A 20,754-nucleotide genomic window follows, 5' to 3' on the forward strand; every position below is an offset into this window, starting at 1 on the left:
CTCCGCCAGGGACTTTCGGTACAGAAAGTGCGGGGGTCAGGACTCGAGGATGGCGACGACGCCCTGGCCGCCGGCGGCGCAGATGGAGATCAGTCCGCGCTTGCCGGGACCCGCCTCGTGCAGCGTCTTGGCCAGCTGCGCCACGATCCGGCCGCCGGTCGCGGCGAACGGGTGACCGGCCGCCAGCGACGAGCCGTGGACGTTGAGCTTCGAGCGGTCGATCGAGCCCAGCGGAGCGTCGAGGCCCAGCTTGTCCTTGCAGAACGCCGCGTCCTCCCAGGCCTTCATCGTCGCGAGCACGGTGGAGGCGAACGCCTCGTGGATCTCGTAGAAGTCGAAGTCCTGCAGGGACAGTCCGTTGCGGGCCAGCATCACCGGCATGGCGTAGACCGGCGCCATCAGCAGACCCTCGCCGCCGTGCACGTAGTCCACCGCGGCGGTCTGCGCGTCGACCAGGTGGGCGAGCACCGGCAGACCCCGCTCGGCGGCCCACTCGTCGGACGCCAGCAGGACGGCGGAGGCGCCGTCGGTCAGCGGCGTGGAGTTGCCCGCCGTCATCGTGGCGCCCTCACCCGTGCCGAAGACCGGCTTGAGCTTCGCCAGCTTCTCGAGCGAGGAGTCCGGCCGCAGGTTGTTGTCGCGGGCCAGTCCGAGGAAGGGGGTGACCAGGTCGTCGAAGTAGCCGCGCTCGTAGGCGGCAGCCATGTTCTGGTGGGACCGGACGGCGAGCTCGTCCTGCTCCTCCCGGCCGATCTCCCACTCCTCGGCGGTGATCGCGGCGTGGTCACCCATCGCCAGGCCGGTCCGCGGCTCCGCGTTACGCGGGATCTCCGGCACCAGCTGCCCCGGCCGGATCTTCGCGACCGCCTTGAGCCGGTCCTGCAGCGTCTTGGCGTTGCTCAGGCTGATCAGCACGCGACGCAGGTCGTCGCCGACGGCGAGCGGGGCGTCGGACGTCGTGTCCACGCCACCGGCGATGCCGGACTCGATCTGCTCGAGGGCGATCTTGTTGGCGACCAGGATCGCGGCCTCCAGGCCGGTCCCGCACGCCTGCTGGACGTCGTAGGCCGGCGTCGTCGCCGAGAGCCTGGAGCCGAGCACCGACTCCCGGGTCAGGTTGAAGTCGCGCGAGTGCTTGAGGACGGCGCCGGCGACGACCTCGCCCAGTTGCGCACCCTGCAGGCCGAAGCGGGCGACCAGCCCGTCGAGCGTCGCGGTGAGCATGTCCTGGTTGGACGCCTGCGCGTACGCCGTGTTGGAGCGGGCGAACGGGATCCGGTTCCCGCCGACGATCGCCGCCTTGCGAGTCGCCGGCTTCGAGGTGTCAGCCATGGGGACCTCCGGGGGTCGGGGTGGGGTGGCCGGTACTCAGGGTACGCGGTACTCTCGGTGACATGAAAGCCGAGGCGGTGAGACCTCCGTCGCAGGACAAGATCGCCCACGGTGGCAAGCCGCGCGAGTCTGAGCCGCTCGAGCACGGCGGCGAGCGCCGCGAGTCGGAGCCGCCCGAGCACGGCGGCGAGCGCCGCGAGTCGGAGCCGCTCGGGAACGGCGGCGAGCGCCGCGAGTCGGAGCCGCCCGAGCACGGCGACGAATCCGGCGAGCTGACGTCGTCGGCGCGCCGCGATCGCCGTGACTCGCGGTGGGACGAGCACCGGCGCGCGCGTCGGGAGCAGCTCGTCGATGCCGCCTTGTCGGCGGTGAGCAAGCACGGTGCCGGCGTCGGCATGGAGGAGATCGCGGCCGAGGCCGGGACGAGCAAGACCGTCGTCTACCGCCACTTCGCCGACCGCGCCGACCTCCACGTCGCCGTCTGCAACCGGGTGGCCGAGCAGCTGCTCACCAAGCTGCGCGTGGCCATGGAGACCAGCGCCCGCCCCCGGCAGATGACGACCGCGGCCATCGACACCTACCTGGCCTTCCTCGAGGCCGATCCCGAGGTCTACCGCTTCGTCGTCGGCGGCCACAGTGGCCACTTCGGCCCCCATGGGGCGGCCGGTCCGATCGACAGGCTCTCCGATCTCGTCGGTGAGCAGGCCGCGGCGCTCATGGCGGTCGCGCTGGACCAGGCGGGCCAGGACCCCGCAGCCGCCGGCGCGTGGGGCCACGGCCTCGTCGGGCTGGTGCGGTCGGCCGCGGACTGGTGGCTGCGCGCCCAGCAACCCATGCCCCGCGGCGAGCTCGCCGCCCACCTGACCGATCTCGCCTGGACCGGCCTGTCCGGCGTCGTAGCACCCGCACCCCCGAGCAAGGAGGACACGTGACGACCAGCCTGCCCGCCTCCGTGGACCCGACGGCCCTCCAGGAGATCCTGGACGGCCGATGGGCGCACGTGCGCCGCGACGCCCGCGAGAACCTCCGCGACCCCGACTTCCTGCCCGTCTACGGCGAGGCGATGCAGGAGGCCCGCGATCGCGTGACGCGAGCCGCCGCGACGCTGGCCCGGTCAGGACGGGTCGGCTTCGGTTTTCCCAAGGAGTACGGCGGCGAGGACGACGCCGGCGGCTCGGTCACCTCCGTCGAGATGCTGGCCTTCGTCGACCTCTCGCTGATGGTCAAGGCCGGCGTCCAGTGGGGGCTGTTCGGCGGCGCGCTCCAGCTGCTCGGCAGCAAGCGCCAGCACGACGCCTACCTGCGCGACGTCATGAGCTTCGACCTGCCCGGCTGCTTCGCCATGACCGAGACCGGGCACGGCTCCGACGTCCAGCAGCTGCGTACCACCTGCACCTACGACCCCGAGACGCAGTGCTTCGACCTGCACACCCCGCACCAGGCCGCCCGCAAGGACTACATCGGCAACGCGGCCAAGGACGGCCGGATGGCGGTCGTCTTCGCCCAGCTGATCAGCCGGGGCAAGAACCACGGCGTGCACGCCTGGCTGGTGCCCATCCGTGACGAGAACGGCAACCCGATGCCGGGGGTGACGATCGGGGACGCCGGCCCGAAGGCCGGCCTCAACGGCGTGGACAACGGCCGGCTGACGTTCGACCACGTCACGGTCCCCCGCGACATGCTGCTCGACCGCTACGGGCAGGTCGCCGAGGACGGCACCTACACGTCCACCATCGAGAACGAGACCCGCCGCTTCTTCACCATGCTGGGCACTCTCGTGCGCGGCCGGGTCAGCGTCGGCGGTTCCGCGTCGTCTGCCACCAAGCTCGCCCTCGACATCGCCGTGCGCTACGGCGACGTCCGCCGTCAGTTCGCCGCTCCGGGTGAGGAGCGCGAGATCGTCATCAACGACTACCTGGTCCACCAGCGCAAGCTGCTTCCGGCGCTGGCCACCACGTACGCCCTGCACTTCGCGCAGGAGGAGCTGGTCAGCACGATGCACGACGTGCAGACCGCCGTCCACGTGCACGGCCAGGAGATCGACGAGCACGCCCAGCGCGAGCTGGAGTCCCGCGCCGCCGGGCTCAAGGTCGCCCAGACCTGGCACGCCACGAGGACCATCCAGCTGTGCCGCGAGGCGTGCGGTGGCGCGGGCTACCTCCAGGAGAACCGGCTGCCGCACCTCAGGGCCGACACCGACGTCTTCACCACGTTCGAGGGCGACAACACCGTCCTCCTGCAGCTGGTCGCGAAGGGCCTGCTGACCGGCTACCGCGACGCCTTCGGCTCGCTCGAGGGCTGGGGCAAGGTCGGCTTCATCGCCGACATGGTCCGCGAGACCGTGCTGGAGCGGACGGCGGCCCGCGCGCTGATCGCCCGCCTCGTCGATGCCCTGCCCGGCCGGGACGAGGACGACATCCCCATGCTCGAGCGCGGCTGGCAGCTGAAGATGTTCGAGTTCCGCGAGAAGCACGCGCTCGAGGGCGCCATCCGGCGGCTGCGCAAGAACTCGACGACCGAAGGCATGGCGCCGTTCGACATGTTCAACGACGTCCAGGACCACGTGCTGAAGACGGCGCAGTCGCACATCGACCGCATCGTGCTCGAGGCGTTCGTCGCCGGCGTCGACCGCACCACCGACCCGGCCGCCAAGCAGCTGCTCGACACCGTCTGCGACCTGTACGCACTGTCGACCATCGAGGCCGACAAGGCATGGTTCATGGAGCACGGTCAGCTCACGGCAGCCCGCGCCAAGCTGCTCACGGGCACGGTCAACCAGCTGATCAAGCAGCTGCGGCCGCACATCATCACGCTGGTCGACGCGTTCGGGATCCCGGCGGAGTGGAAGGCCGCGAGGATCCTCGAGGAGGAGGCCGACCGCCAGGAGGCGATGGCCGCGCGCGACGCCGAGCTGAAGGCCGGCGTCGGCGAGGGCACCCCCGAGGGCACCGCCACCGACCTGGAGGTCGCGCCGGCGCAGTGATGAGCCGATCATCGGCGGGTGGTTGCTGCCGCCGTGGCGGACAGCCACTCGCCGATGATCGACCCGCTGCCGCGGCGGTGAGCGCTCAGACGCGGGGCTGCAGGCGGATGGCGAGAACGGCGACGTCGTCGTGCGCGTCGGGCAGGAACAACCTTTCGAGGACCCGGTCGCAGAGCTCCTCGAGCGGCAGCCCGCCGATCTCGCGTAGCACGGCCACGAGCTCGTCGGTGCCGGCGTCGATGTCCCGGTCGCGCCGCTCGACCAGTCCGTCCGTGTAGAGGAGGACCGTCGCTCCGGGGGCCAGCTCGACGACATGGTCCTCGCGGACCGCCTCCGGCGAGACCCCGAGCAGCAGGTCGGCCGGCTTCTCGTCGAGGAGGCTCACCTCCCCGTCAGCGCCCAGCAGGACCGCCGGCGGGTGACCGGCGTTGGCCCAGCGCAGCTCCGTGCGGCCCGAGTCCCCGCCGTCGGTCTCCAGGCGGGCGACCAGCGCGGTGGCCATGGTGTCCAGCGCCAGCCCCTCGACGGCGCGGTCCACGCGGCTGAGCACCTCGGCCGGCGTCCCGCCGCTGGAGTAGCTGATGCCGCGGAGCAGCCCGCGGACCTGTCCCATCGCCGCCGCGGCGCGGGTGTCGTGGCCGACGACGTCGCCGATGGCGAGCACCGGCTGGCCACCGCGGTCGAAGAAGGCGTCGTACCAGTCACCGCCGATCTCCGCTCCCGCGGCGGCCGGCACGTACCGGACGACGATCTCGCAGCCCTCGATCCGCGGCGGCTCGGTCAGCATGCTGCGCTGCAGTGCGTCGGCCAGCGCCCGCTGCTGGCCGTACAGGCGGGCGTGATGCAGCGCCAGGCCGGCCCGGCGGCCGATCTCCATGGCGGTGTCCACCTGCGCCTGGCTCAGCGACCCCCGCTCCTCGCCGCTGAACAGGCCCAGGGCGCCCATGATCTGTCCCCGCGCCACCAGGGGGACGACGGTGCCGGAAGCGGCGCCCAGCTGGGCCAGGGCCGCACGGACACCCGGGTCCGGGAGCGCCCGCTCGACGTGCTCCCAGTCGATGACGGGCATGACCAGCGGACGACCCGTGGCGGTCACCACCCGCGCGCCGGACTGGTCGGTCATCACCGCGACCATCGAGCGGACGTAGGTCTCCAGCTCGGCCCGCCGCGAGGGGTCCCGGTGGGCGCAGGCCAGCTCGTGCAGGCGGCCCTGCTCGTCGGTGACCACCAGCCAGCACCAGTCGCCGAGCTCGGGGACGACGAGCTCGGCCAGCTGCTCCACCTGCTGGTCGATCTCCAGCGTCCCGGACAGCACGCGGCCGGCTTCGGCCAGCAGCTGCAGCCGCTGGTTGGCCGCCGCCATCGCGGCGACCGCGTGCGCTCGCTCGGCGTCGGCCTGCAGCCGGGAGACGCTCAGCGCGATCTGAGCGGCGAGCGCCTCCAGGACCTCTACGTCGTCGGCGGCGAAGGCATGCTCGGTCTGCCAGAGCGGGACGAACGCCCCGAGCACGCGCCCCTCGATCCGCAGCGGCAGTGCCGCCACGGCCTGGACCCCGAGGACCTCGATGCCCTCGCGCGTGGCCGGGAACCGGTCGAGCATCTCCTCGGCCGAGGCGAGCAGCACCCGACGACCGTGCATCGCGGCGTACTGGGTGGGCTGCTTGTCGTCGAGCTCCATCTCGATGCCCTTGACGGGGTAGTCCACGTGCTCCTGCACCTCGTCGGCCAGCTGCCGCGTCATGTGCAGCCGCAACGGCCCGCCGGCGGCATCGAAGATGGCGAGCGCGCTGGACTGCGCGCCGAGCACCTGCGCGCCGCGCTGCACGATCTCCGGGAGGTCCTCCATGCGGGTGGCGTTGGCCAGTTCGACCGCGACCTCGGCGATCGCCGTGGCGCGATGGAACGCCGCGAGCCGCTGCTCGGCCTGGTGGCGGGCCTCGGTGACGTCGATGACGGTGCCGAGGACACGGACCGGTTCGCCGCGCGAGTTCCCCAGCACCCGGCCGCGGGAGACGATCCACCGCACGCCGCCGTCGTTCCGGACGATCCGCGTCTCGGTCGTGAACTGGCCGTGTTCCTCGATGGCGGTCCGCATGGCTTCGGCGAGGGCGGCCTGGTCCTCGGGATGCATGCGCTCCCGCAGCATCCGGTCGAACGACTCGACCTTCGTGGCGTCGTCCAGCCCGAACAGCTGAGCGCACCGCGTGTCCCAGAACCCGGTGTCGGTCCGCAGGTCCAGCTCCCAGATCCCGATCGAGCTGGCCTCGAGGGCGATCTCCAGCCTGACCCGGGAGGTGCCGACCGCTGACTGCGCGGCAGACAGCTCGAGCTCGGCGACCACGGACGCAGCGAGCTGCAGCAGCAGTTCACCGGCGTCGGGGGACCACTTCCGGGGCACCGGGTCGTAGACAGCGAGGGCACCCACGACGTGCCCGGAGGCGGCGATGAGCGGAGCGCCGAGGTACGCCCTCACCTGACCCGACGTGACGGCGGGGAGGTCGACGACCCGAGGGTCGGCTTCGGCCTCGGGGATGTCGAGCGGGGCCCCCGAAGCGACGACGATGGCCGACAGCGCTCCCGTGAGCAGGGCCGGCCCGCCGATCACACCCTCCGGTAGCCCGTGCCCGCCGACGACGACGTCGTGGTCGGTGAACAACGTGACCTTCGCGTGGTCGACGCCGAGCAGCCGCGACGCGAGGCCGGAGAGCCGGTCGAAGGCGGCCGGTCCCGGAACCTCGAGCAGCAGCCGGCGGGCGACGGCGATCCGTTCGGGGTCGTGCAGGGGATCAGGCCCGGAGGAACTCTGCGCGGACACCTGCACCCCCCTCCGCACCCCCTGCGAGCGCGACCGGCCGGGCGCTCATCGAGGCTAATGCTGACACGGCGGCCCGCTGATCCCCGTGATGCCGCCGAGCGGAACCGCCGGCGGCCTCCCCCAGTGGGGTGACAGCGTGGCCGCCCTCGTGCGCCCCGTGCGTCAGTGCACTCTCGGCGAGGAGACCCCCGGGGTCCCGCCCGTCGTGCTGGTCGGGTCGCACGGCGAACCCACGGCGCTGCTGCTGAGCGATCCGCGGACGGCGGAGGTCTGCACCGCCCCGGTGTCCCTGCGCGTCCACCCGACGACCGACGTCACCGAGGCGCTGGAGCGGGCACTCACCCGCACTGCCGTCCTCCGCTTCGATCCCGTCGTGTGCACCGACCGGACCGGTCACGTGCTGGGGCTGCTGCGGATCGAGGACCTCGCGTCCGCCGCCCGGAAGAGCCGCTGACCGACCCCACACCCCGGCCGGACGTACGACCGCTCACCAGACGAGGAGTCCCCCCATGAAGACCTTCGCCTGCGGAGACGTCATCCCCGGCTGCGGCGCCCGCTTCTCGGCCGCCGACGAGGACGGCATCTTCAGCCAGGCCGCCGCCCGCGCGGCCGCCGAGCACGGCGTCACCGACATCACCCCGGAGCTGATCCAGTCCGTCCGGAACCACATCGTCTCGGCCTGACGGGGCGCGCCGACCCCGCCGCCGACGTTCCCGCAGGTGGTACGGGTGGGGTGCACGAGTCGTTCGCAGGCCTTCCAGGGACCCCTGGCTGGCGAGACCCCCGGGCGACATGGCACGGTGCCCGGGGTCCGGCCTCTATCAAGGCCGGATGTGCCCGAGCCGTCCGCGCCCCGTGCGCGGATACCGGGAGGCCCCCCATCGGGGGACGGAGCCGGCCGCGTGCCGAGCCCTGGCACCTGCCACCGCACACACGAGAGGAACCTCATGAACAAGGCCGAACTGGTCTCCGCCATCGCCAAGCGCGCCGATGTCCCGGCCTCCACCGTGGACTCGGTCCTCGCCGGGCTGCAGGACGAGCTCGTCGACGCGATCACCCGCGGCGAGAAGGTCGCCGTCTCGGGCCTGCTGACCGTCGAGCGCACGCAGCGCTCGGCGCGCACCGGCCGCAACCCGCAGACCGGTGAGTCGATCGACATCCCGGCCGCCAACACCGTCAAGGTGACCGCCGGGTCGAACCTGAAGAAGGCCGCGAGCAACGTCCCGGTCTGATCCGGCCTCCGGGGCGAGATCGCGTGATCTCGCCCCGATCGGCGGCCCGGTGCGGCGAGATCGCGTGATCTCGCCGCACCGGCGCCACCTCCGCCGTCGGGCGGCCAACTGACCCGTGTGGTCCGGCTCACAGCACCGTGGGCCAGGATGCCGGTGCAGGCGCCGCCCGACGGCGGACGGCGTTCCGGGTACCGGAGGTTCATGTGCGCAGTGATCTGACCGTCAGCACCGATCCCGCCGAGGTCGGTCTCGACCCCTCCCGGCTGGGCCGGGTCGACCGGCGGCTCGCCCGCTGGGTGGATGACGGGCAGCTGCCCGGCTTCCTCGTCACCGTCGCCCGGCACGGCAAGCTCGTGCACGTCGGCCGCCAGGGATTCCGGGACGTCGAGAACGGCCTGCCGGTCGAGGACGACACCCGCTGGCGGATCTTCTCGATGACCAAGCCGGTCACCTCGGTCGCGGCCATGATGCTGTACGAGGAGGGCGCCTTCGAGCTGAACGACCCGATCTCGAAGTGGCTGCCCGAGTTCGCCGAGACCCGCGTCTACGTCGCGGGTTCCGCACAGAAGCCGGTCACGGCCCCCCAGATGGAGCCCATCCGGGTACGGCACCTGCTCACCCACACCTCGGGCCTGACCTACGGCTTCCACCACGCCCACCCGGTCGACGCGATGTACCGGGCGATGGGCCACGAGTGGGGCACCCCGCCCGGCGCGGACTCCGCCGAGGTCTGCCGCCAGTGGGCTTCGGTCCCGCTGGCCTTCCAACCGGGCACCGAGTGGAACTACGGCGTCTCCACCGACGTCCTCGGTCGGCTGGTCGAGGTGCTCTCCGGACAGCCGCTCGACGAGTTCTTCGAGCAGCGGATCTTCGCTCCCCTGGGCATGCACGACACGTCGTTCGGCCTGCGCCCCGAGGACGACGCCGACTCGCTGGCCCGGCTGTACGGCGCCCTCCCCGGACAGCCCGGCGGCGCGCCGACCGGATACGCGTTCCTCGAGGCGTTCGACGCCGCGGCGCACACCAAGCCCGCCTTCCTGGCCGGTGGCGGCGGACTGGTCTCGACCGCCGGCGACTACCTGCGGTTCGTCGAGCTGCTCCGCCGGGGCGGCTCCTACGACGGCGGGCGCCTGCTCGGCTCGCGGACGATCGCCCACATGGTGCGCAATCACCTCCCCGGGAACCAGGACCTGGAGACCTTCGGCCGGCCGCTGTTCGCCGAGACCCCCCTGCGTGGGGTGGGCTTCGGGCTGGGCTTCTCGATGGTCATCGACCCGGTCCGCTACGGCAGCGTCGCCAGCCTGGGCGACTACAGCTGGGGCGGCGCGGCGTCGACGGCGTTCTACGTCGACCCGGTCGAGGACCTCACCGTGACCTTCTACACCCAGCTGCTGCCCTCGAGCACGCTGCCGATCCGCAGCTACCTGCGCGGTCTGGTCAACCAGGCCCTCGTCGACTAGGCCCCGTCCAGGGGCCCGCCCTGAGCTTGCGAAGGGTGGGGAGGACGGGGTCCTTTCTCAGAGGTAGCGGCGGTAGACGACGGTGGCGGCCATCGCCGGCTTGGTGCCGCCCTCGACCTCCATCGTGACGCCGAGGTTCATCGTGATCCCGCCCTCGAACGGGGTGGCCGCCTCGAGGGTCGCCCCGGCCCGGACACGAGCGCCCACGGGCACCGGCGAGGGGAAGCGCACCTTCTCGGTGCCGTAGTTGACGCCCATCCGGAAGCCGGTGATCTCGACGATCTGCGGCATCAGCGACGGGATCAGCGACAGCGTCAGGTAGCCGTGCGCGATGGGGCCGCCGAACGGGCTCTCCTTCTTCGCGCGCTCCGGGTCGACGTGGATCCACTGGTGGTCACCGGTCGCCTCGGCGAACTGGTTCACCTGTTCCTGGGTGATCGTCACCCAGTCGCTGTAGCCGAGGTGCTGCCCGACCAGGCCCTGCACGCCCTCGATGCCCTCGACCGTCGTCTGCGCCATGGAAGTCCCCTCCCGTTCGATCTGGTTGGCTGACTCCACCACACGGCGGAGGACGACGGGGAGAACGGGTGCTGCGGCTGGGCGGACTGGACGTGCCGGACGGCCGGCTCGTCGTGATGGCGATCGTCAACCGCACACCCGACTCCTTCTACGACCGCGGCGCCACCTACGAGCTGGCCGCGGCGGTCGACCGGGTGGACCGGGTGGTCGCCGAGGGCGCGGACATGGTCGACGTCGGCGGCGTGAAGGCCGCGCCGGGCGACGATGTCGACGCCGCGGAGGAGATCCGCCGGACGGTCGACCTGGTCGCCGCGATCCGGGCCGCGCACCCCACGCTGCCGATCTCGATCGACACCTGGCGGGCGGAGGTCGCTCGCGAGGCCCTGGCCGCCGGAGCGGACGTCGTCAACGACGCCTGGGGCGGCGTGGACCCGGAGCTGGCCGGGGTGGCCGCCGAGGCCGGTGCCGGGATCGTCTGCACGCACGCCGGCGGGCTCCCGCCACGGACCCGCCCGCACCGGGTTGCCTACGACGACGTCGTCGCCGACATCGTCGCCCGGACGACGGCGCTCGCGTCGGCGGCCGTCGCGGCGGGTGTGGACCGCGAGCGGGTGCTCGTCGACCCCGGGCACGACTTCGGGAAGAACACCCGGCACTCGCTGGAGGCCACCCGGCGCCTGGACGAGCTGGTCGCCACCGGCTGGCCGGTGCTCGTCGCGCTGTCCAACAAGGACTTCGTCGGCGAGACCCTCGACGTCCCGCTGGAGGAACGGCTCACGGGGACCCTGGCCGCGACCGCCGTCAGCGCCTGGCTCGGAGCGCGCGTCTTCCGAGCCCACGACGTCGCCGCCACCCGGCAGACGCTGGACATGGTGGCCTCGATCCGCGGTGACCGTCCCCCCGCCCGCACCGTCCGCGGCCTCGCCTGAGCAAGGCCCCCTCTGCCCCCACGCCCCGCAGGCTCGGCGCGGGTCCCTGCACCGGGGCCGTCCTCCCCACGCCTCGCACGCTCGCAGCGGTACCCGGGAAGGGTCCGCGGGTCTAGCCTCCGCCGCGTCAGGGCCAGGCCGAGCCGGGAGGTGGCGTCATGAGTGGCCGCGTCGTGCACTTCGAGATCCCGTTCGACGGGGACCGCGCCCGCATCTTCTACAAGGAGGTCTTCGACTGGGCGCTGGGCTTCGCCGCCTACTTCACCGATCCCGAGGGCAACGTCGTCGGCCTGTGGGGGACCGCTCGCCCGACCTGAGCGGCGGGTGGGGCGCCGGGCGCACGGCCGCTCGCTAGGTTGCCGGGCATGGCCGCCACCGGGTTCCACACCGCCGACGAGCTCAACGCCCTCCTCCCCGGCACGCTGCCGGGCCTGCTGGGGCTGGTCATCACCGCGCACGAGCCCGGCCGGCTCGACGCCGCCCTCGATGTCCGCCCCGAGCTGCTGGCCCCGAACGGGTACCTGCACGCGGCGACCGTCGTGGGCCTGGCCGACACCGCCTGCGGGCTGGCCACCCGTGCGCTGCTGCCCGAGGGGGCGTCCGGTTTCACCACGGTCGAGCTCAAATCCAACTTCCTCGGCACCGCCCGCGACGGGCGGATCACCACCGTCGCGACCAACGTCCACGCGGGGCGGACGACGCAGGTGTGGGACGCCGTCGTCACGAATGCGGGCTCGGGAAGGACGATCGCGTTGTTCCGCTGCACGCAATCGGTCCTGTGGCCCCGGTAACGCCGATCCGGCCGAAAAGGGCGGACTCGCAGGTGACCCGCTTATGGCGTGGAACACCCCGGATGTGAGACTGGCGCCACACCAGCACCCCAGGAGGAGCGCCCGTGGCCCTGACCAGCCCGTATCCCGATGTCGAGATCCCGAACCTGTCAGTGCCCGAGTTCGTCCTCGCCGCGGGCAAGGAGCGCCCCGACGCCCCCGCGCTCATCGACGGCCTCAAGGGCGACGTGATCACGCACGGCCAGCTCTCGGCCTACGTCGAGCGCGTCGCCGCCAACCTGCACGCCCGCGGCCTGCGCAAGGGCGACGTGGTCGCCGTCTTCTGCCCGAACACGCCCTGGTACCCGGTGGTGTTCCACGGGATCGCCGCGGCCGGCTGCGTGATGTCGCCGATCAACTCGCTGTACACGCCCGAGGAGATCGCGTTCCAGCTCAAGGACTCCGGCGCGAAGACCCTGATCACCATCTCGCTGTTCATGGACCGCGCCGCGGCCGCCGTCGAGAAGTCGCCGGTGGACGAGATCGTCGTCCTGGACGGGATGGAGGGCCACGCGAACCTGTTCGACCTCCTGGGCGCCGACGCCCCCGCGGTGCAGGTCGACATCGACCCGGCCGACGACCTGGTCACCCTCCCCTACTCCAGCGGCACGACCGGCCTGCCCAAGGGGGTCATGCTCACCCACCGCAACCTGGTGGCCAACGTGGCGCAGACCCGCGCGCTCATCGATCTGCAGGAGGAAGAGCGGATCATCGCCGTCCTGCCGTTCTTCCACATCTACGGCCTGACCGTGCTGATGAACCAGGGCCTCCAGTGGGGCGCGACCGTCGTCACCCTGCCGCGGTTCGACCTGGAGGACTTCCTCCGCACGATCCAGGAGTACAAGATCACCCGCGCCTTCGTGGCGCCTCCGATCCTGGTGGCCTTCGCCAAGCACCCGCTGATCGACCAGTACGACCTGTCGTCGCTGCGGTCCATCCTCTCCGGTGCCGCGCCGCTGGACGAGCAGCTCGCCCTGGCGGTGGAACAGCGCCTGCGCAAGGGCGCCGACACGGGCGTCACCGTCGCCCAGGGCTACGGCATGACCGAGCTCTCGCCGGTCTCGCACACCACGCCCGACGAGGGGCACGAGCCCCCCGGCGCCGAGGGCTACCAGGTGCCCAAGGGCTCGGTCGGCTTCGCCATCCCCAACACCGAGTGCCGGCTGGTGGACCCCTCCACCGGGAAGGACGCCGCGGAGGGCGAGCGGGGCGAGCTGTGGATCCGCGGCCCGCAGGTCATGAAGGGCTACCTCAACAACGAGAAGGCCACCGCCGAGACCGTCGACGCCGACGGCTGGCTGCACACCGGCGACGTCGCGGTCGTCGACGAGCACGGCTGCTACACCGTCGTCGACCGGGTCAAGGAACTGATCAAGTACAAGGGCTACCAGGTGGCCCCCGCCGAGCTCGAGGCCGTGCTGCTCGGGCACCCGGACGTCGCCGATGCCGCCGTCATCGGCGTGCCCGACAAGGAGAGCGGCGAGGAACTGCCGAAGGCGTTCGTCGTCCGCGCTCCGGGCTCGGAGCTCTCCGAGGATGCGGTCATGGCGTTCATGGCGGAGAAGGTGGCCCCGCACAAGAAGATCCGGTTCGTCGAGTTCATCGACGCGGTGCCGAAGTCGGCGGCTGGGAAGATCCTGCGCAAGGACCTCAAGGCCCGCGCCTGACAGAGGAGATCCCCTGCCCCCGCCGCTCACAGGCCCGCGGCGGGACCTTGCAGGGGCCATCCGGCGTCGGGGTCACCGGACAGCGTCGTCCGGTGGCCCCGGCGCCGTGATCGTCCCGGGCGCCGGCAGGTCAGCCGGCCGGTCCGCCGTGGGCGGGATCGACGGACGGTCAGCGCCACCCCGAGCACGCCCACCACGAGCAGGAACAGGCCACGCCCGACCAGGCCCCAGGCGAGGCCGTCGAGCGCCGGGGCAGTCGGCCACCGGCCGTCGGTCTCCGGCGCTCCCCGGGTGGCCGGGCAGGGCGGCGCGTCGTCCCGCTGCCTAGGGTCGGGACATGCGCGCTGTGACCGTGACCGAACCCGGTGGACCCGATGTCCTGGCGTGGGCCGAGGTACCCGACCCGGTCTGCGGACCGGACGAGGTGATCGTCGACGTCGCGGCCACCGCGGTGAACCGGGCCGACCTCCTCCAGCGGCAGGGCTTCTACCCGCCTCCGCCCGGCGCCAGCGACATCCTCGGGCTGGAGTGCAGCGGCATGATCAGCGAGGTCGGCGAGGGCGTGACCGGCTGGTCGGTCGGTGACGAGGTGTGTGCGCTGCTCGCCGGAGGGGGCTACGCCGAGCGGGTCGCCGTTCCCGCCGGGCAGCTCCTCCCGCGCCCCTCGGGCGTCGAGCTGGCCACCGCCGCCGCCCTTCCGGAGGTGACCTGCACGGTCTGGTCGAACGTCTTCCTGCTGGCGGGCCTGCGCCGCGGCGAGAACTTCCTGGTGCACGGCGGCTCCAGCGGCATCGGGACCATGGCCATCCAGCTCGCGGCCCGTGCCGGTGCCCGCGTCTTCACGACAGCCGGGACGGCGGCCAAGCTCGCCGTCTGCCGGGAGCTGGGAGCCGACGTCGCCATCAACTACCGCGACGAGGACTTCGTGGAGCGGGTGGCCGAGGAGACCGGTGGCGCGGGTGTGGACGTCGTGCTCGACAACATGGGCGCGAAGTATCTCGGCCGCAACGTCGAGGCACTGGCCACCGGCGGTCGCCTGGTGTCGATCGGGATGCAGGGCGGGACGAAGGGCGAGCTGGACCTCGGGAAACTGATGCGCAAGCGAGCGTCGGTGCACGCGACCACGCTGCGGTCCCGGCCGGCGACGGGCCCGGGTGGCAAGGCGGAGATCGTCGCGGTGGTGCGGCACGACGTATGGCCCGACGTCGAGCGCGGCGCCATCCGCCCGATCGTCGACCGCCGGCTGCCGATGGCCCGGGCCGCCGAGGCGCACGCCGTGGTGGAGGCCAGCGAGCACATCGGCAAGGTGCTGCTGCTGTCCGGGGACTGAGCGCGGCTCAGAACGGCACCCGCACCAGCTCCCGCCCGCCGTCGCCCAGCAGGACCACCTCGGTCAACGCGGAGCGGGAGATGTCGGTCCAGCCCCGCCACCGGCCGTCCCCGGCCTCCGAGGTGGGCCACTCCCCGGCCGGGTGCCGGCCGCCGTCCCGGTCGACGGCGACCATGCGGCAGATCTCACCGGGGCGCAGGCCGGCCACGGCGACATCCAGAGCGATGCCCTCGTCGAGGGTGCTCGCGATCACCGTGGCTCGGACCGGCCCCGCCGAGGCGGTGACGCTCTGCTCCCCCGACCCGGTGGCCCAGACGGTGACGCCGGCCCCGACGCCCAGAACGGCGAGGACCGCGGCCGCCACCAGAGCCAGGGTGCGCCTCCGCAGGCGGCCGGGCCGCCGCGCGTCGGCAGCGGCGGCCGACACGCGGGCGAACAGGTCCGGGGACGGCGCCACCGGCACCGGGTCCAGGTCCTCCACGCGGACCCGGTCCAGCAGAGCGGGCAGCGACCGGAGTTCTGCCAGTTCGGCCGCACAGTCCGGACACGCGGCGACGTGCTCCTCGACGCGGCGCCGCTCCTCGGGCTCCAGCCCACCGAGGACGTAGGCGCCCAGGCCGGTGGCGGCCGGACCGGGACAGGTCACGTCGTCACCCCCCGTTCGGCCAGGGCCAGCTTGAGTGCCCGCAACGCGTAGTAGCAGCGGGACTTCACGGTCCCGGATGGGACACCCAGCACGCCGGCGGCCTCCGCCACCGTCCGTCCGCGGTAGTACGTCTCGACGATCACCGCGCGGTGCTCCTTCGACAGCGACTGGAGGGCATCGGTGACGACGATCCGGTCGAGCGTGCTCTCGATCCGGTCGAGACCCGGTACGGCGTCGAGGGCAGCGTCCCCCACCTCCGGCGGCCGAGCCCGGCGGGCCCGGTGGGCGTCGATGGCCAGGTGCTGGGCGACGGTGAACAACCACGGTCGGACCGGCGCGGCGGTCGGGTCGAGCCGGTCCAGGTGCCGCCAGGCGCGGACCAGCGTCTCCTGCACCAGGTCCTCGGCCAGGGCGCGGTCGCCGTCGCAGAGGCGGAGCGCGTAGGCCAGCAGGGCGAGCGCATGCGCGTCGTAGAGAGCGCGCAGCTCCCGCTCGCCGGTCTCGCCGAGGAACCCCATCGGCACTCCTCGGGATCGGGACTCAGTATGCGGGCGGATCGGCCGGCGCGGCGGTCGCGGTGACCTTGCTCCCGTCGGGGGCCACGACCCACCAGACGCCCTGCACGCCCTGACCGGTCGTGTCGCCGGGTGCCACGTCGCTCTGCCACAGGTACAGCGGATATCCCTCGAGGGTGACCTGCAGCGTCCCGTCGTCCCGGGTGATCGTGCCGACCTCCCCCGACACGCCGTCGGCGGTGGGGTTCTCGGATTCCGCGACGACCGGCGGCCACGCCTGGAGGCAGCCGCCCGTGCAGGCGCTCGTCCCCGAGCCCGGCGTGTCCTTGTCGAAGACGTAGACCGTCATGCCCTCCCCGTCGACGACGATCTCGCCGAGACCGGTGTCCGCGACCCCCAGCACGCGGTCCCCGACAGGCGCCGACGTGCTCGCGTCCGGTGTTGCCCCACCGGCCTGACCGGCGCCCTCGTCGTCGGAGCCGCACCCGCTGAGCACCACCACCCCCACTGCCAGAACGGTGCCCAGGATCGACGTCGTGCGCATAGGGACCCCCTCGATCGCCGGGTCCGTCCAGCACGGGCACCGACATCGGAAGACACGGATCGCAGCCCCTGACGGTTCACCCGGGGGTCTGCCGGTTGCGCGGCCGTCCCTCGGCCTCACGCGCGCCGCCCTCCCGCCCTGGCGTCCAACGCCTCCGGGGAGAGGGCAGGATGGACGCCATGACTGCACCCGGGAACAGCAGCCCGCGCCCTCAGCAGGTCGTCGTCGTGGGACCCGACGGGCAGCCGGTCGGCACCCTGCCGATGCCCGACGGCGGCAGCCCCGAGGACGACGGGGCCGGCATCAGCGGCATGGTCGAAGAGCCCGCCAAGGTCATGCGGATCGGCACGATGATCAAGCAGCTCCTCGAGGAGGTGCGGGCCGCGCCCCTCGACGAGGCGAGCCGCAACCGGCTGCGGGACATCCACGCGGCCTCGATCCGCGAGCTGGAGGAGGGTCTCTCCCCCGACCTGCGCGAGGAACTGGAGCGCATCACCCTGCCGTTCAGCGAGGGCGAAACACCCTCCGATGCCGAGCTCCGGATCGCCCAGGCACAGCTGGTCGGCTGGCTGGAGGGGGTGTTCCACGGCATCCAGACGGCACTGTTCGCCCAGCAGATGGCCGCGCGTGCACAGCTGGAGGAGATCCGCCGGAAGGCACTCCCCGGTGGCCAGGCTCCCCATGGTCAGCAGCCGGACTTCCGGCCCGGTGGCGGCCAGTACCTGTAGAACGGTCGGCCTACCGGCCGACACCGCGGCCAGGTCCCCTCCCGGACAGAGCTGAGCCGCTGCCCGTGTCCCGATCGGGGAGCCTCCGGCCCCCGCGACCGGTCCACCCCTGACTCACGACGGCGCCGGACCCGCGAAGGGTTCGGCGCCGCCGTCGTGGCCCCCCTGCAGGGGGAGAGTGCGTCAGAGAGCAGCGAGGAAGGCGGCGACCCCGTCGTCCTCGTTCGTGCCGGTCACGTCGGTGGCCACGGCCATCAGGTCGGGGTGCGCGTGCGCCATCGCCACGGCACGGCCGCCGGCCGCCCGCACCCACTCGAACGCGGCGATGTCGTTCGGCATGTCCCCGAAGACGACGACGTCCTCGGGGCCGACGCCGTGATGGGCGGCGACGGTCGCGAGGCCCGATGCCTTCGTCACCCCCGCGGCGGAGATCTCGGCGAGAGCGTCCGTCGAGGAGTTCGTGACCGTCGCCTGATCGCCCACGACATCCTCCACCAGTGCGACGAACTCGTCCCGCGGCAGGTGCTCGTGCCGGGCCAGCAGCTTGGCCACCGGCTGGGCGACCAGCTCGTCCAGCGTCGCCTCGGCGACGCCGGGGGCGTCGACGTCCCACCGCGGCTTGTAGATGGGTTCGTGACGGAACTCCAGCCCGTACTCGACCGCGAACCAGGTGTCGGGTTGTCGGCGGCGGAGCTCGGTGGTGAGCGACTCGAGGACGTGGGGGGGCAGCGGTTCCTCGTGCACGATCTCGAACCGCTCCAGGTCGAGGAGCACCGCGCCGTTGCAGCAGACCGCCGTGCCGTAGCCGAGCACGTCGCGGATCCGCCGCATCCAGCGCGGCGGCCGGCCGGTGGCCAGGACGACCGGGACACCGTCCGCCCGCCAGCGCTCGAGCTCGGCGACCGTGGCCTCACTCACCGTGTCGTCCCAGCGCAGCAGGGTGCCGTCCATGTCGCTGGCGATCAGCCGCGGCTTCCAGTCAGACATCGCCGAGGACCGCCTCGAGGTAGCGGGCGACGCCGTCGGCGTCGTGTCCGCCGGTGACGCCCGTCGTCGCCGCGCGGACAGTGGGGTGGGCGTTGGCGACCGCGATGGCCCGCCCTCCGGCCTCGGCCACCGCCGTGATCATCGGGAGGTCGTTGGGCATGTCCCCGAAGACGAGGACGTCGCCGAACCCGACGCCGTAGCGCTCCAGCGCGATCGCCAGCCCGGTGGCCTTGGTGATCCCGGGCGGGAGCACCTCGATGAAACCCAGCCCCGCATGCGTGACCTCGGCGTCGGCCGGGTGGACGACGCTCCTGGCCCGCGCGAGCAGTTCGTCCTGCCCGAGCGTGGACGAGCGCAGGAAGACCTTGAGGACGGCACCGGCCGGCAGCACCTCGTTCCGGGGCAGCAGGTGCGCCGGCTCGGGATAGGGCCAGTCGAACCCGTGCTGCACCCGCAGCGGGCCGGAGATCTCGCTCTGCTCGGCGGCGTCCTCGACGGCCACGACGAGCTCGCCGGCGACGTCCTCGATCGCCTCGATCACGGCCTGCGCCTGGTCGCGGGGAAGGCCGACGGTGCGCAGCACCTCGTCGCGCTCCAGGTCCACGACGAACCCGCCCTGGGCGAGGACGGCGATGCCGCGGCCGTCGAGCGCGACGCGGACGCTGTCCAGGAGGCGCGGTCCGCGGCCGGTCACGCCGACGACCGGGATACCGGCGTCCCAGCAGGCCTCCAGGGCGGCGCGGGTGCGCGGGGTGACCTCCCCGGCGGAGTCGAGCAGGGTGCCGTCGAGGTCGGTGGCGACCAGCTTGGGCCGCCAGGAGCCCAGGTCGCGGTCGCGGAGCTCGACCACCCGGTCCCCATCGGGCAGGACGCCGTAGGCCGTGAGCGCTCTCGGCCGGTCACCGCTCATGCGGCCGGGGGCGGGACCGGCGCCGCCAGCGTCATCCCCGGGGTGAGCGCCTCGACACCGCCGAGCCAGGGCCGCAGCGCCACCGGGACGTGCACCGAGCCGTCGGCCCGCTGGTGCACCTCCAGCAGGCAGGCGATGGTGCGGGCGATGGCACAGAGCGTGCCGTTGAGAGTGGCGGCGGTCTGCGGCTTGCCGTCGGCGTCGCGGTACCGGATGTTGAGGCGGCGGGCCTGGAAGGTGGTGCAGTCCGACGTCGAGGTGAGCTCCCGGTAGGTGCCCTGGGTGGGGAACCACGCCTCGATGTCGTACTTGCGGGTGGCGCTCGTGCCCAGGTCACCCGCGGCGATGTCGACCACCCGGTAGGGCAGCTCCAGCGCCTGGAGGAACTCCTCCTCCCAGGCGAGCAGCCGCAGGTGCTCGACCTCGGTCTCCTCCGGCCGGCAGAAGCTGAACATCTCGACCTTGTCGAACCAGTGGACGCGGATGATGCCGCGGGTGTCCTTGCCGTAGGAGCCCGCCTCGCGGCGGAAGCAGGACGACCAGCCCGCGTACCGCCGCGGCCCGGCGGAGAGGTCGAGCACCTCCTTGGCGTGCATGCCGGCGAGGGCCACCTCGGAGGTGCCGACGAGGTACAGGTCGTCGCGCTCCACCCGGTAGACCTCCTCGTCGTGCTCGCCGAGGAAGCCCGTGCCCTCCATCGCCTCCGGCTTGACCAGCGCCGGGGCGATGACCGGGGTGAATCCCGCGGCCACCGCCCGGCTGATCGCCAGCTGGGCCAGCGCGAACTCCAGCAGCGCGCCCGGGCCGGTGAGGAAGTAGAAGCGGGCGCCGGAGACCTTCGCGCCGCGCTCCATGTCGATGGCGCCCAGCGCCTCGCCGATCTCGATGTGGTCGCGCACCGTGAAGTCGTAGGCAGGCACCTCGCCGACGGTGCGCAGGGTCACCGCGTCGTCCTCACCCCCGGGCGGGACGTCGGGGGCGACGACGTTGGCGATCTTCAGGTGCGCCTCGCGCAGTGCGGCGTCGGCGGCGCGCTGGGCCTCCTCGGCCTCCTTGACCTCGGCGGCCAGGGCCTTGGCCCGGTCGAGGACGGCGGGCCGTTCCTCCGGCGTCGCCTTCTTCACCGCCTGGGAGGCGGTCTTCTGCTCCGCGCGCAGGTGGTCGGCCCGGGTCACGGCCTCTCGGCGGGCGGTGTCGGCCTTGAGCAGTTCGTCGACGAGGGTCTCGTCGGCACCGCGGGCCCGCTGGCTGGCACGGACGAGGTCGGGGTTCTCACGCACGAGCCGCAGGTCGATCACTCCACAACTTTCTCATCCTCCGGATGAGA

The 20,754-nt window shown here is 72.7% G+C and carries 21 protein-coding genes; 12 read left to right on the forward strand and 9 right to left on the reverse strand.

Translation table 11 applies throughout. The features are described 5' to 3' along the window. Window positions 1-36: 36 nt before the first annotated feature. Window positions 37-1,332 carry an acetyl-CoA C-acetyltransferase gene (locus CHB94_RS09010; protein WP_089336243.1) on the reverse strand — a complete coding sequence of 432 codons (1,296 nt, stop codon included), beginning with the start codon at window positions 1,330-1,332 and terminating at the stop codon, window positions 37-39. A gap of 62 nt (window positions 1,333-1,394) precedes the next feature. Between CHB94_RS09010 and CHB94_RS09015 the strand changes: the two genes are divergently transcribed. Together CHB94_RS09015 and CHB94_RS09020 are read left to right on the forward strand one after the other, a co-directional pair. Further along, entirely contained in the window at window positions 1,395-2,264 is an 870-nt protein-coding gene (locus tag CHB94_RS09015; RefSeq protein WP_089336244.1) for a TetR family transcriptional regulator, read from the forward strand. Further along, window positions 2,261-4,315, forward strand: a complete 2,055-nt coding sequence (locus CHB94_RS09020) for an acyl-CoA dehydrogenase family protein (RefSeq protein WP_254920515.1) — start codon at window positions 2,261-2,263, stop codon at window positions 4,313-4,315. The genes CHB94_RS09015 and CHB94_RS09020 overlap by 4 nt, the downstream gene beginning before the upstream one ends. Window positions 4,316-4,400: 85 nt before the next feature. On the opposite strand, the gene CHB94_RS09025 is transcribed toward CHB94_RS09020, so the two are convergent. Further along, window positions 4,401-7,130, reverse strand: a complete 2,730-nt coding sequence (locus CHB94_RS09025; protein WP_254920516.1) for a SpoIIE family protein phosphatase — start codon at window positions 7,128-7,130, stop codon at window positions 4,401-4,403. Window positions 7,131-7,266: 136 nt separating this feature from the next. On the opposite strand from CHB94_RS09025, the gene CHB94_RS09030 reads away from it, so the two are divergent. The 4 genes from CHB94_RS09030 to CHB94_RS09045 all read left to right on the forward strand — a co-directional run bounded on the left by CHB94_RS09030 (window position 7,267) and on the right by CHB94_RS09045 (window position 9,822). Further along, window positions 7,267-7,584 carry a CBS domain-containing protein gene (locus tag CHB94_RS09030; protein WP_254920517.1) on the forward strand — a complete coding sequence of 106 codons (318 nt, stop codon included), beginning with the start codon at window positions 7,267-7,269 and terminating at the stop codon, window positions 7,582-7,584. A gap of 55 nt (window positions 7,585-7,639) precedes the next feature. After that, entirely contained in the window at window positions 7,640-7,813 is a 174-nt protein-coding gene (locus CHB94_RS09035) for a DUF1059 domain-containing protein (RefSeq protein ID WP_089336246.1), read from the forward strand. 264 nt (window positions 7,814-8,077) lie between these two features. Then, window positions 8,078-8,362, forward strand: coding sequence for an HU family DNA-binding protein (locus CHB94_RS09040; protein ID WP_089336247.1), 285 nt, complete (start codon window positions 8,078-8,080; stop codon window positions 8,360-8,362). A gap of 203 nt (window positions 8,363-8,565) precedes the next feature. Continuing rightward, the gene (locus CHB94_RS09045) at window positions 8,566-9,822 is read left to right on the forward strand and encodes a serine hydrolase domain-containing protein (RefSeq protein ID WP_089336248.1); all 1,257 of its coding nucleotides are present in this window, start codon (window positions 8,566-8,568) and stop codon (window positions 9,820-9,822) included. 57 nt (window positions 9,823-9,879) lie between these two features. On the opposite strand, the gene CHB94_RS09050 is transcribed toward CHB94_RS09045, so the two are convergent. Then, window positions 9,880-10,341, reverse strand: a complete 462-nt coding sequence (locus CHB94_RS09050) for a MaoC family dehydratase (RefSeq protein WP_089336249.1) — start codon at window positions 10,339-10,341, stop codon at window positions 9,880-9,882. A 68-nt stretch (window positions 10,342-10,409) separates the two neighbouring features. Here CHB94_RS09050 and folP point away from each other — a divergent pair, with 68 nt between their 5' ends. From folP to CHB94_RS09070, 5 genes are all read left to right on the forward strand, one after another. After that, entirely contained in the window at window positions 10,410-11,270 is an 861-nt protein-coding gene (folP, locus tag CHB94_RS09055; RefSeq protein WP_089336250.1) for a dihydropteroate synthase, read from the forward strand. A gap of 158 nt (window positions 11,271-11,428) precedes the next feature. Beyond that, window positions 11,429-11,587, forward strand: coding sequence for a VOC family protein (locus tag CHB94_RS25095; RefSeq protein ID WP_176445475.1), 159 nt, complete (start codon window positions 11,429-11,431; stop codon window positions 11,585-11,587). 48 nt (window positions 11,588-11,635) lie between these two features. Beyond that, window positions 11,636-12,061, forward strand: coding sequence for a PaaI family thioesterase (locus CHB94_RS09060; RefSeq protein WP_089336251.1), 426 nt, complete (start codon window positions 11,636-11,638; stop codon window positions 12,059-12,061). Window positions 12,062-12,165: 104 nt separating this feature from the next. Then, window positions 12,166-13,767 (forward strand): 4-coumarate--CoA ligase family protein, encoded by a 1,602-nt coding sequence (locus CHB94_RS09065; protein WP_089336252.1) that lies wholly within the window; start codon window positions 12,166-12,168, stop codon window positions 13,765-13,767. A gap of 337 nt (window positions 13,768-14,104) precedes the next feature. Then, window positions 14,105-15,097 carry an NAD(P)H-quinone oxidoreductase gene (locus CHB94_RS09070; RefSeq protein ID WP_089336253.1) on the forward strand — a complete coding sequence of 331 codons (993 nt, stop codon included), beginning with the start codon at window positions 14,105-14,107 and terminating at the stop codon, window positions 15,095-15,097. A 7-nt stretch (window positions 15,098-15,104) separates the two neighbouring features. Here CHB94_RS09070 and CHB94_RS25100 read toward each other — a convergent pair whose 3' ends face one another. From CHB94_RS25100 to CHB94_RS09085, 3 genes are read right to left on the reverse strand one after another with little or no spacing between them, the layout of a single operon-like run. After that, window positions 15,105-15,743, reverse strand: a complete 639-nt coding sequence (locus tag CHB94_RS25100; RefSeq protein ID WP_176445476.1) for a zf-HC2 domain-containing protein — start codon at window positions 15,741-15,743, stop codon at window positions 15,105-15,107. Further along, window positions 15,740-16,261: a sigma-70 family RNA polymerase sigma factor gene (locus CHB94_RS09080; RefSeq protein WP_089336254.1), complete on the reverse strand. Its 522-nt coding sequence runs from the start codon at window positions 16,259-16,261 to the stop codon at window positions 15,740-15,742. The genes CHB94_RS25100 and CHB94_RS09080 overlap by 4 nt, the downstream gene beginning before the upstream one ends. Before the next feature lie 22 nt (window positions 16,262-16,283). After that, window positions 16,284-16,802: a COG4315 family predicted lipoprotein gene (locus CHB94_RS09085; RefSeq protein WP_089336255.1), complete on the reverse strand. Its 519-nt coding sequence runs from the start codon at window positions 16,800-16,802 to the stop codon at window positions 16,284-16,286. 179 nt (window positions 16,803-16,981) lie between these two features. On the opposite strand from CHB94_RS09085, the gene CHB94_RS09090 reads away from it, so the two are divergent. Next, window positions 16,982-17,530 carry a bacterial proteasome activator family protein gene (locus CHB94_RS09090; RefSeq protein ID WP_089336256.1) on the forward strand — a complete coding sequence of 183 codons (549 nt, stop codon included), beginning with the start codon at window positions 16,982-16,984 and terminating at the stop codon, window positions 17,528-17,530. A gap of 183 nt (window positions 17,531-17,713) precedes the next feature. On the opposite strand, the gene CHB94_RS09095 is transcribed toward CHB94_RS09090, so the two are convergent. From CHB94_RS09095 to serS, 3 genes are read right to left on the reverse strand one after another with little or no spacing between them, the layout of a single operon-like run. Next, entirely contained in the window at window positions 17,714-18,517 is an 804-nt protein-coding gene (locus tag CHB94_RS09095; protein WP_089336257.1) for a Cof-type HAD-IIB family hydrolase, read from the reverse strand. After that, window positions 18,510-19,427 (reverse strand): HAD family hydrolase, encoded by a 918-nt coding sequence (locus CHB94_RS09100; RefSeq protein ID WP_089336258.1) that lies wholly within the window; start codon window positions 19,425-19,427, stop codon window positions 18,510-18,512. Before CHB94_RS09100 ends, CHB94_RS09095 begins: the two co-directional genes overlap by 8 nt. Then, window positions 19,424-20,725 carry a serine--tRNA ligase gene (gene serS / locus CHB94_RS09105; protein WP_089336259.1) on the reverse strand — a complete coding sequence of 434 codons (1,302 nt, stop codon included), beginning with the start codon at window positions 20,723-20,725 and terminating at the stop codon, window positions 19,424-19,426. The genes CHB94_RS09100 and serS overlap by 4 nt, the downstream gene beginning before the upstream one ends. Window positions 20,726-20,754: the final 29 nt, after the last annotated feature.

The sequence above is a fragment of the Blastococcus mobilis genome (genome assembly GCF_900188025.1).
GTDB classification, from domain to species: domain Bacteria; phylum Actinomycetota; class Actinomycetes; order Mycobacteriales; family Geodermatophilaceae; genus Blastococcus_B; species Blastococcus_B mobilis.

Excerpts from the sequence above, each read along its gene's own strand:
- CHB94_RS09095 (WP_089336257.1), bottom strand. The coding sequence starts at position 18,517 with ATGTCTGACTGGAAGCCGCGGCTGATCGCCAGCGACATGGACGGCACC.
- CHB94_RS09100 (WP_089336258.1), bottom strand. The coding sequence starts at position 19,427 with ATGAGCGGTGACCGGCCGAGAGCGCTCACGGCCTACGGCGTCCTGCCC.
- CHB94_RS09085 (WP_089336255.1), bottom strand. The coding sequence starts at position 16,802 with ATGCGCACGACGTCGATCCTGGGCACCGTTCTGGCAGTGGGGGTGGTG.
- CHB94_RS09010 (WP_089336243.1), bottom strand. The coding sequence starts at position 1,332 with ATGGCTGACACCTCGAAGCCGGCGACTCGCAAGGCGGCGATCGTCGGC.
- CHB94_RS09060 (WP_089336251.1), top strand. The coding sequence starts at position 11,636 with ATGGCCGCCACCGGGTTCCACACCGCCGACGAGCTCAACGCCCTCCTC.
- CHB94_RS09050 (WP_089336249.1), bottom strand. The coding sequence starts at position 10,341 with ATGGCGCAGACGACGGTCGAGGGCATCGAGGGCGTGCAGGGCCTGGTC.
- CHB94_RS09080 (WP_089336254.1), bottom strand. The coding sequence starts at position 16,261 with ATGGGGTTCCTCGGCGAGACCGGCGAGCGGGAGCTGCGCGCTCTCTAC.
- CHB94_RS25095 (WP_176445475.1), top strand. The coding sequence starts at position 11,429 with ATGAGTGGCCGCGTCGTGCACTTCGAGATCCCGTTCGACGGGGACCGC.
- CHB94_RS09090 (WP_089336256.1), top strand. The coding sequence starts at position 16,982 with ATGACTGCACCCGGGAACAGCAGCCCGCGCCCTCAGCAGGTCGTCGTC.
- CHB94_RS09070 (WP_089336253.1), top strand. The coding sequence starts at position 14,105 with ATGCGCGCTGTGACCGTGACCGAACCCGGTGGACCCGATGTCCTGGCG.
- CHB94_RS09035 (WP_089336246.1), top strand. The coding sequence starts at position 7,640 with ATGAAGACCTTCGCCTGCGGAGACGTCATCCCCGGCTGCGGCGCCCGC.
- CHB94_RS09040 (WP_089336247.1), top strand. The coding sequence starts at position 8,078 with ATGAACAAGGCCGAACTGGTCTCCGCCATCGCCAAGCGCGCCGATGTC.
- CHB94_RS09015 (WP_089336244.1), top strand. The coding sequence starts at position 1,395 with ATGAAAGCCGAGGCGGTGAGACCTCCGTCGCAGGACAAGATCGCCCAC.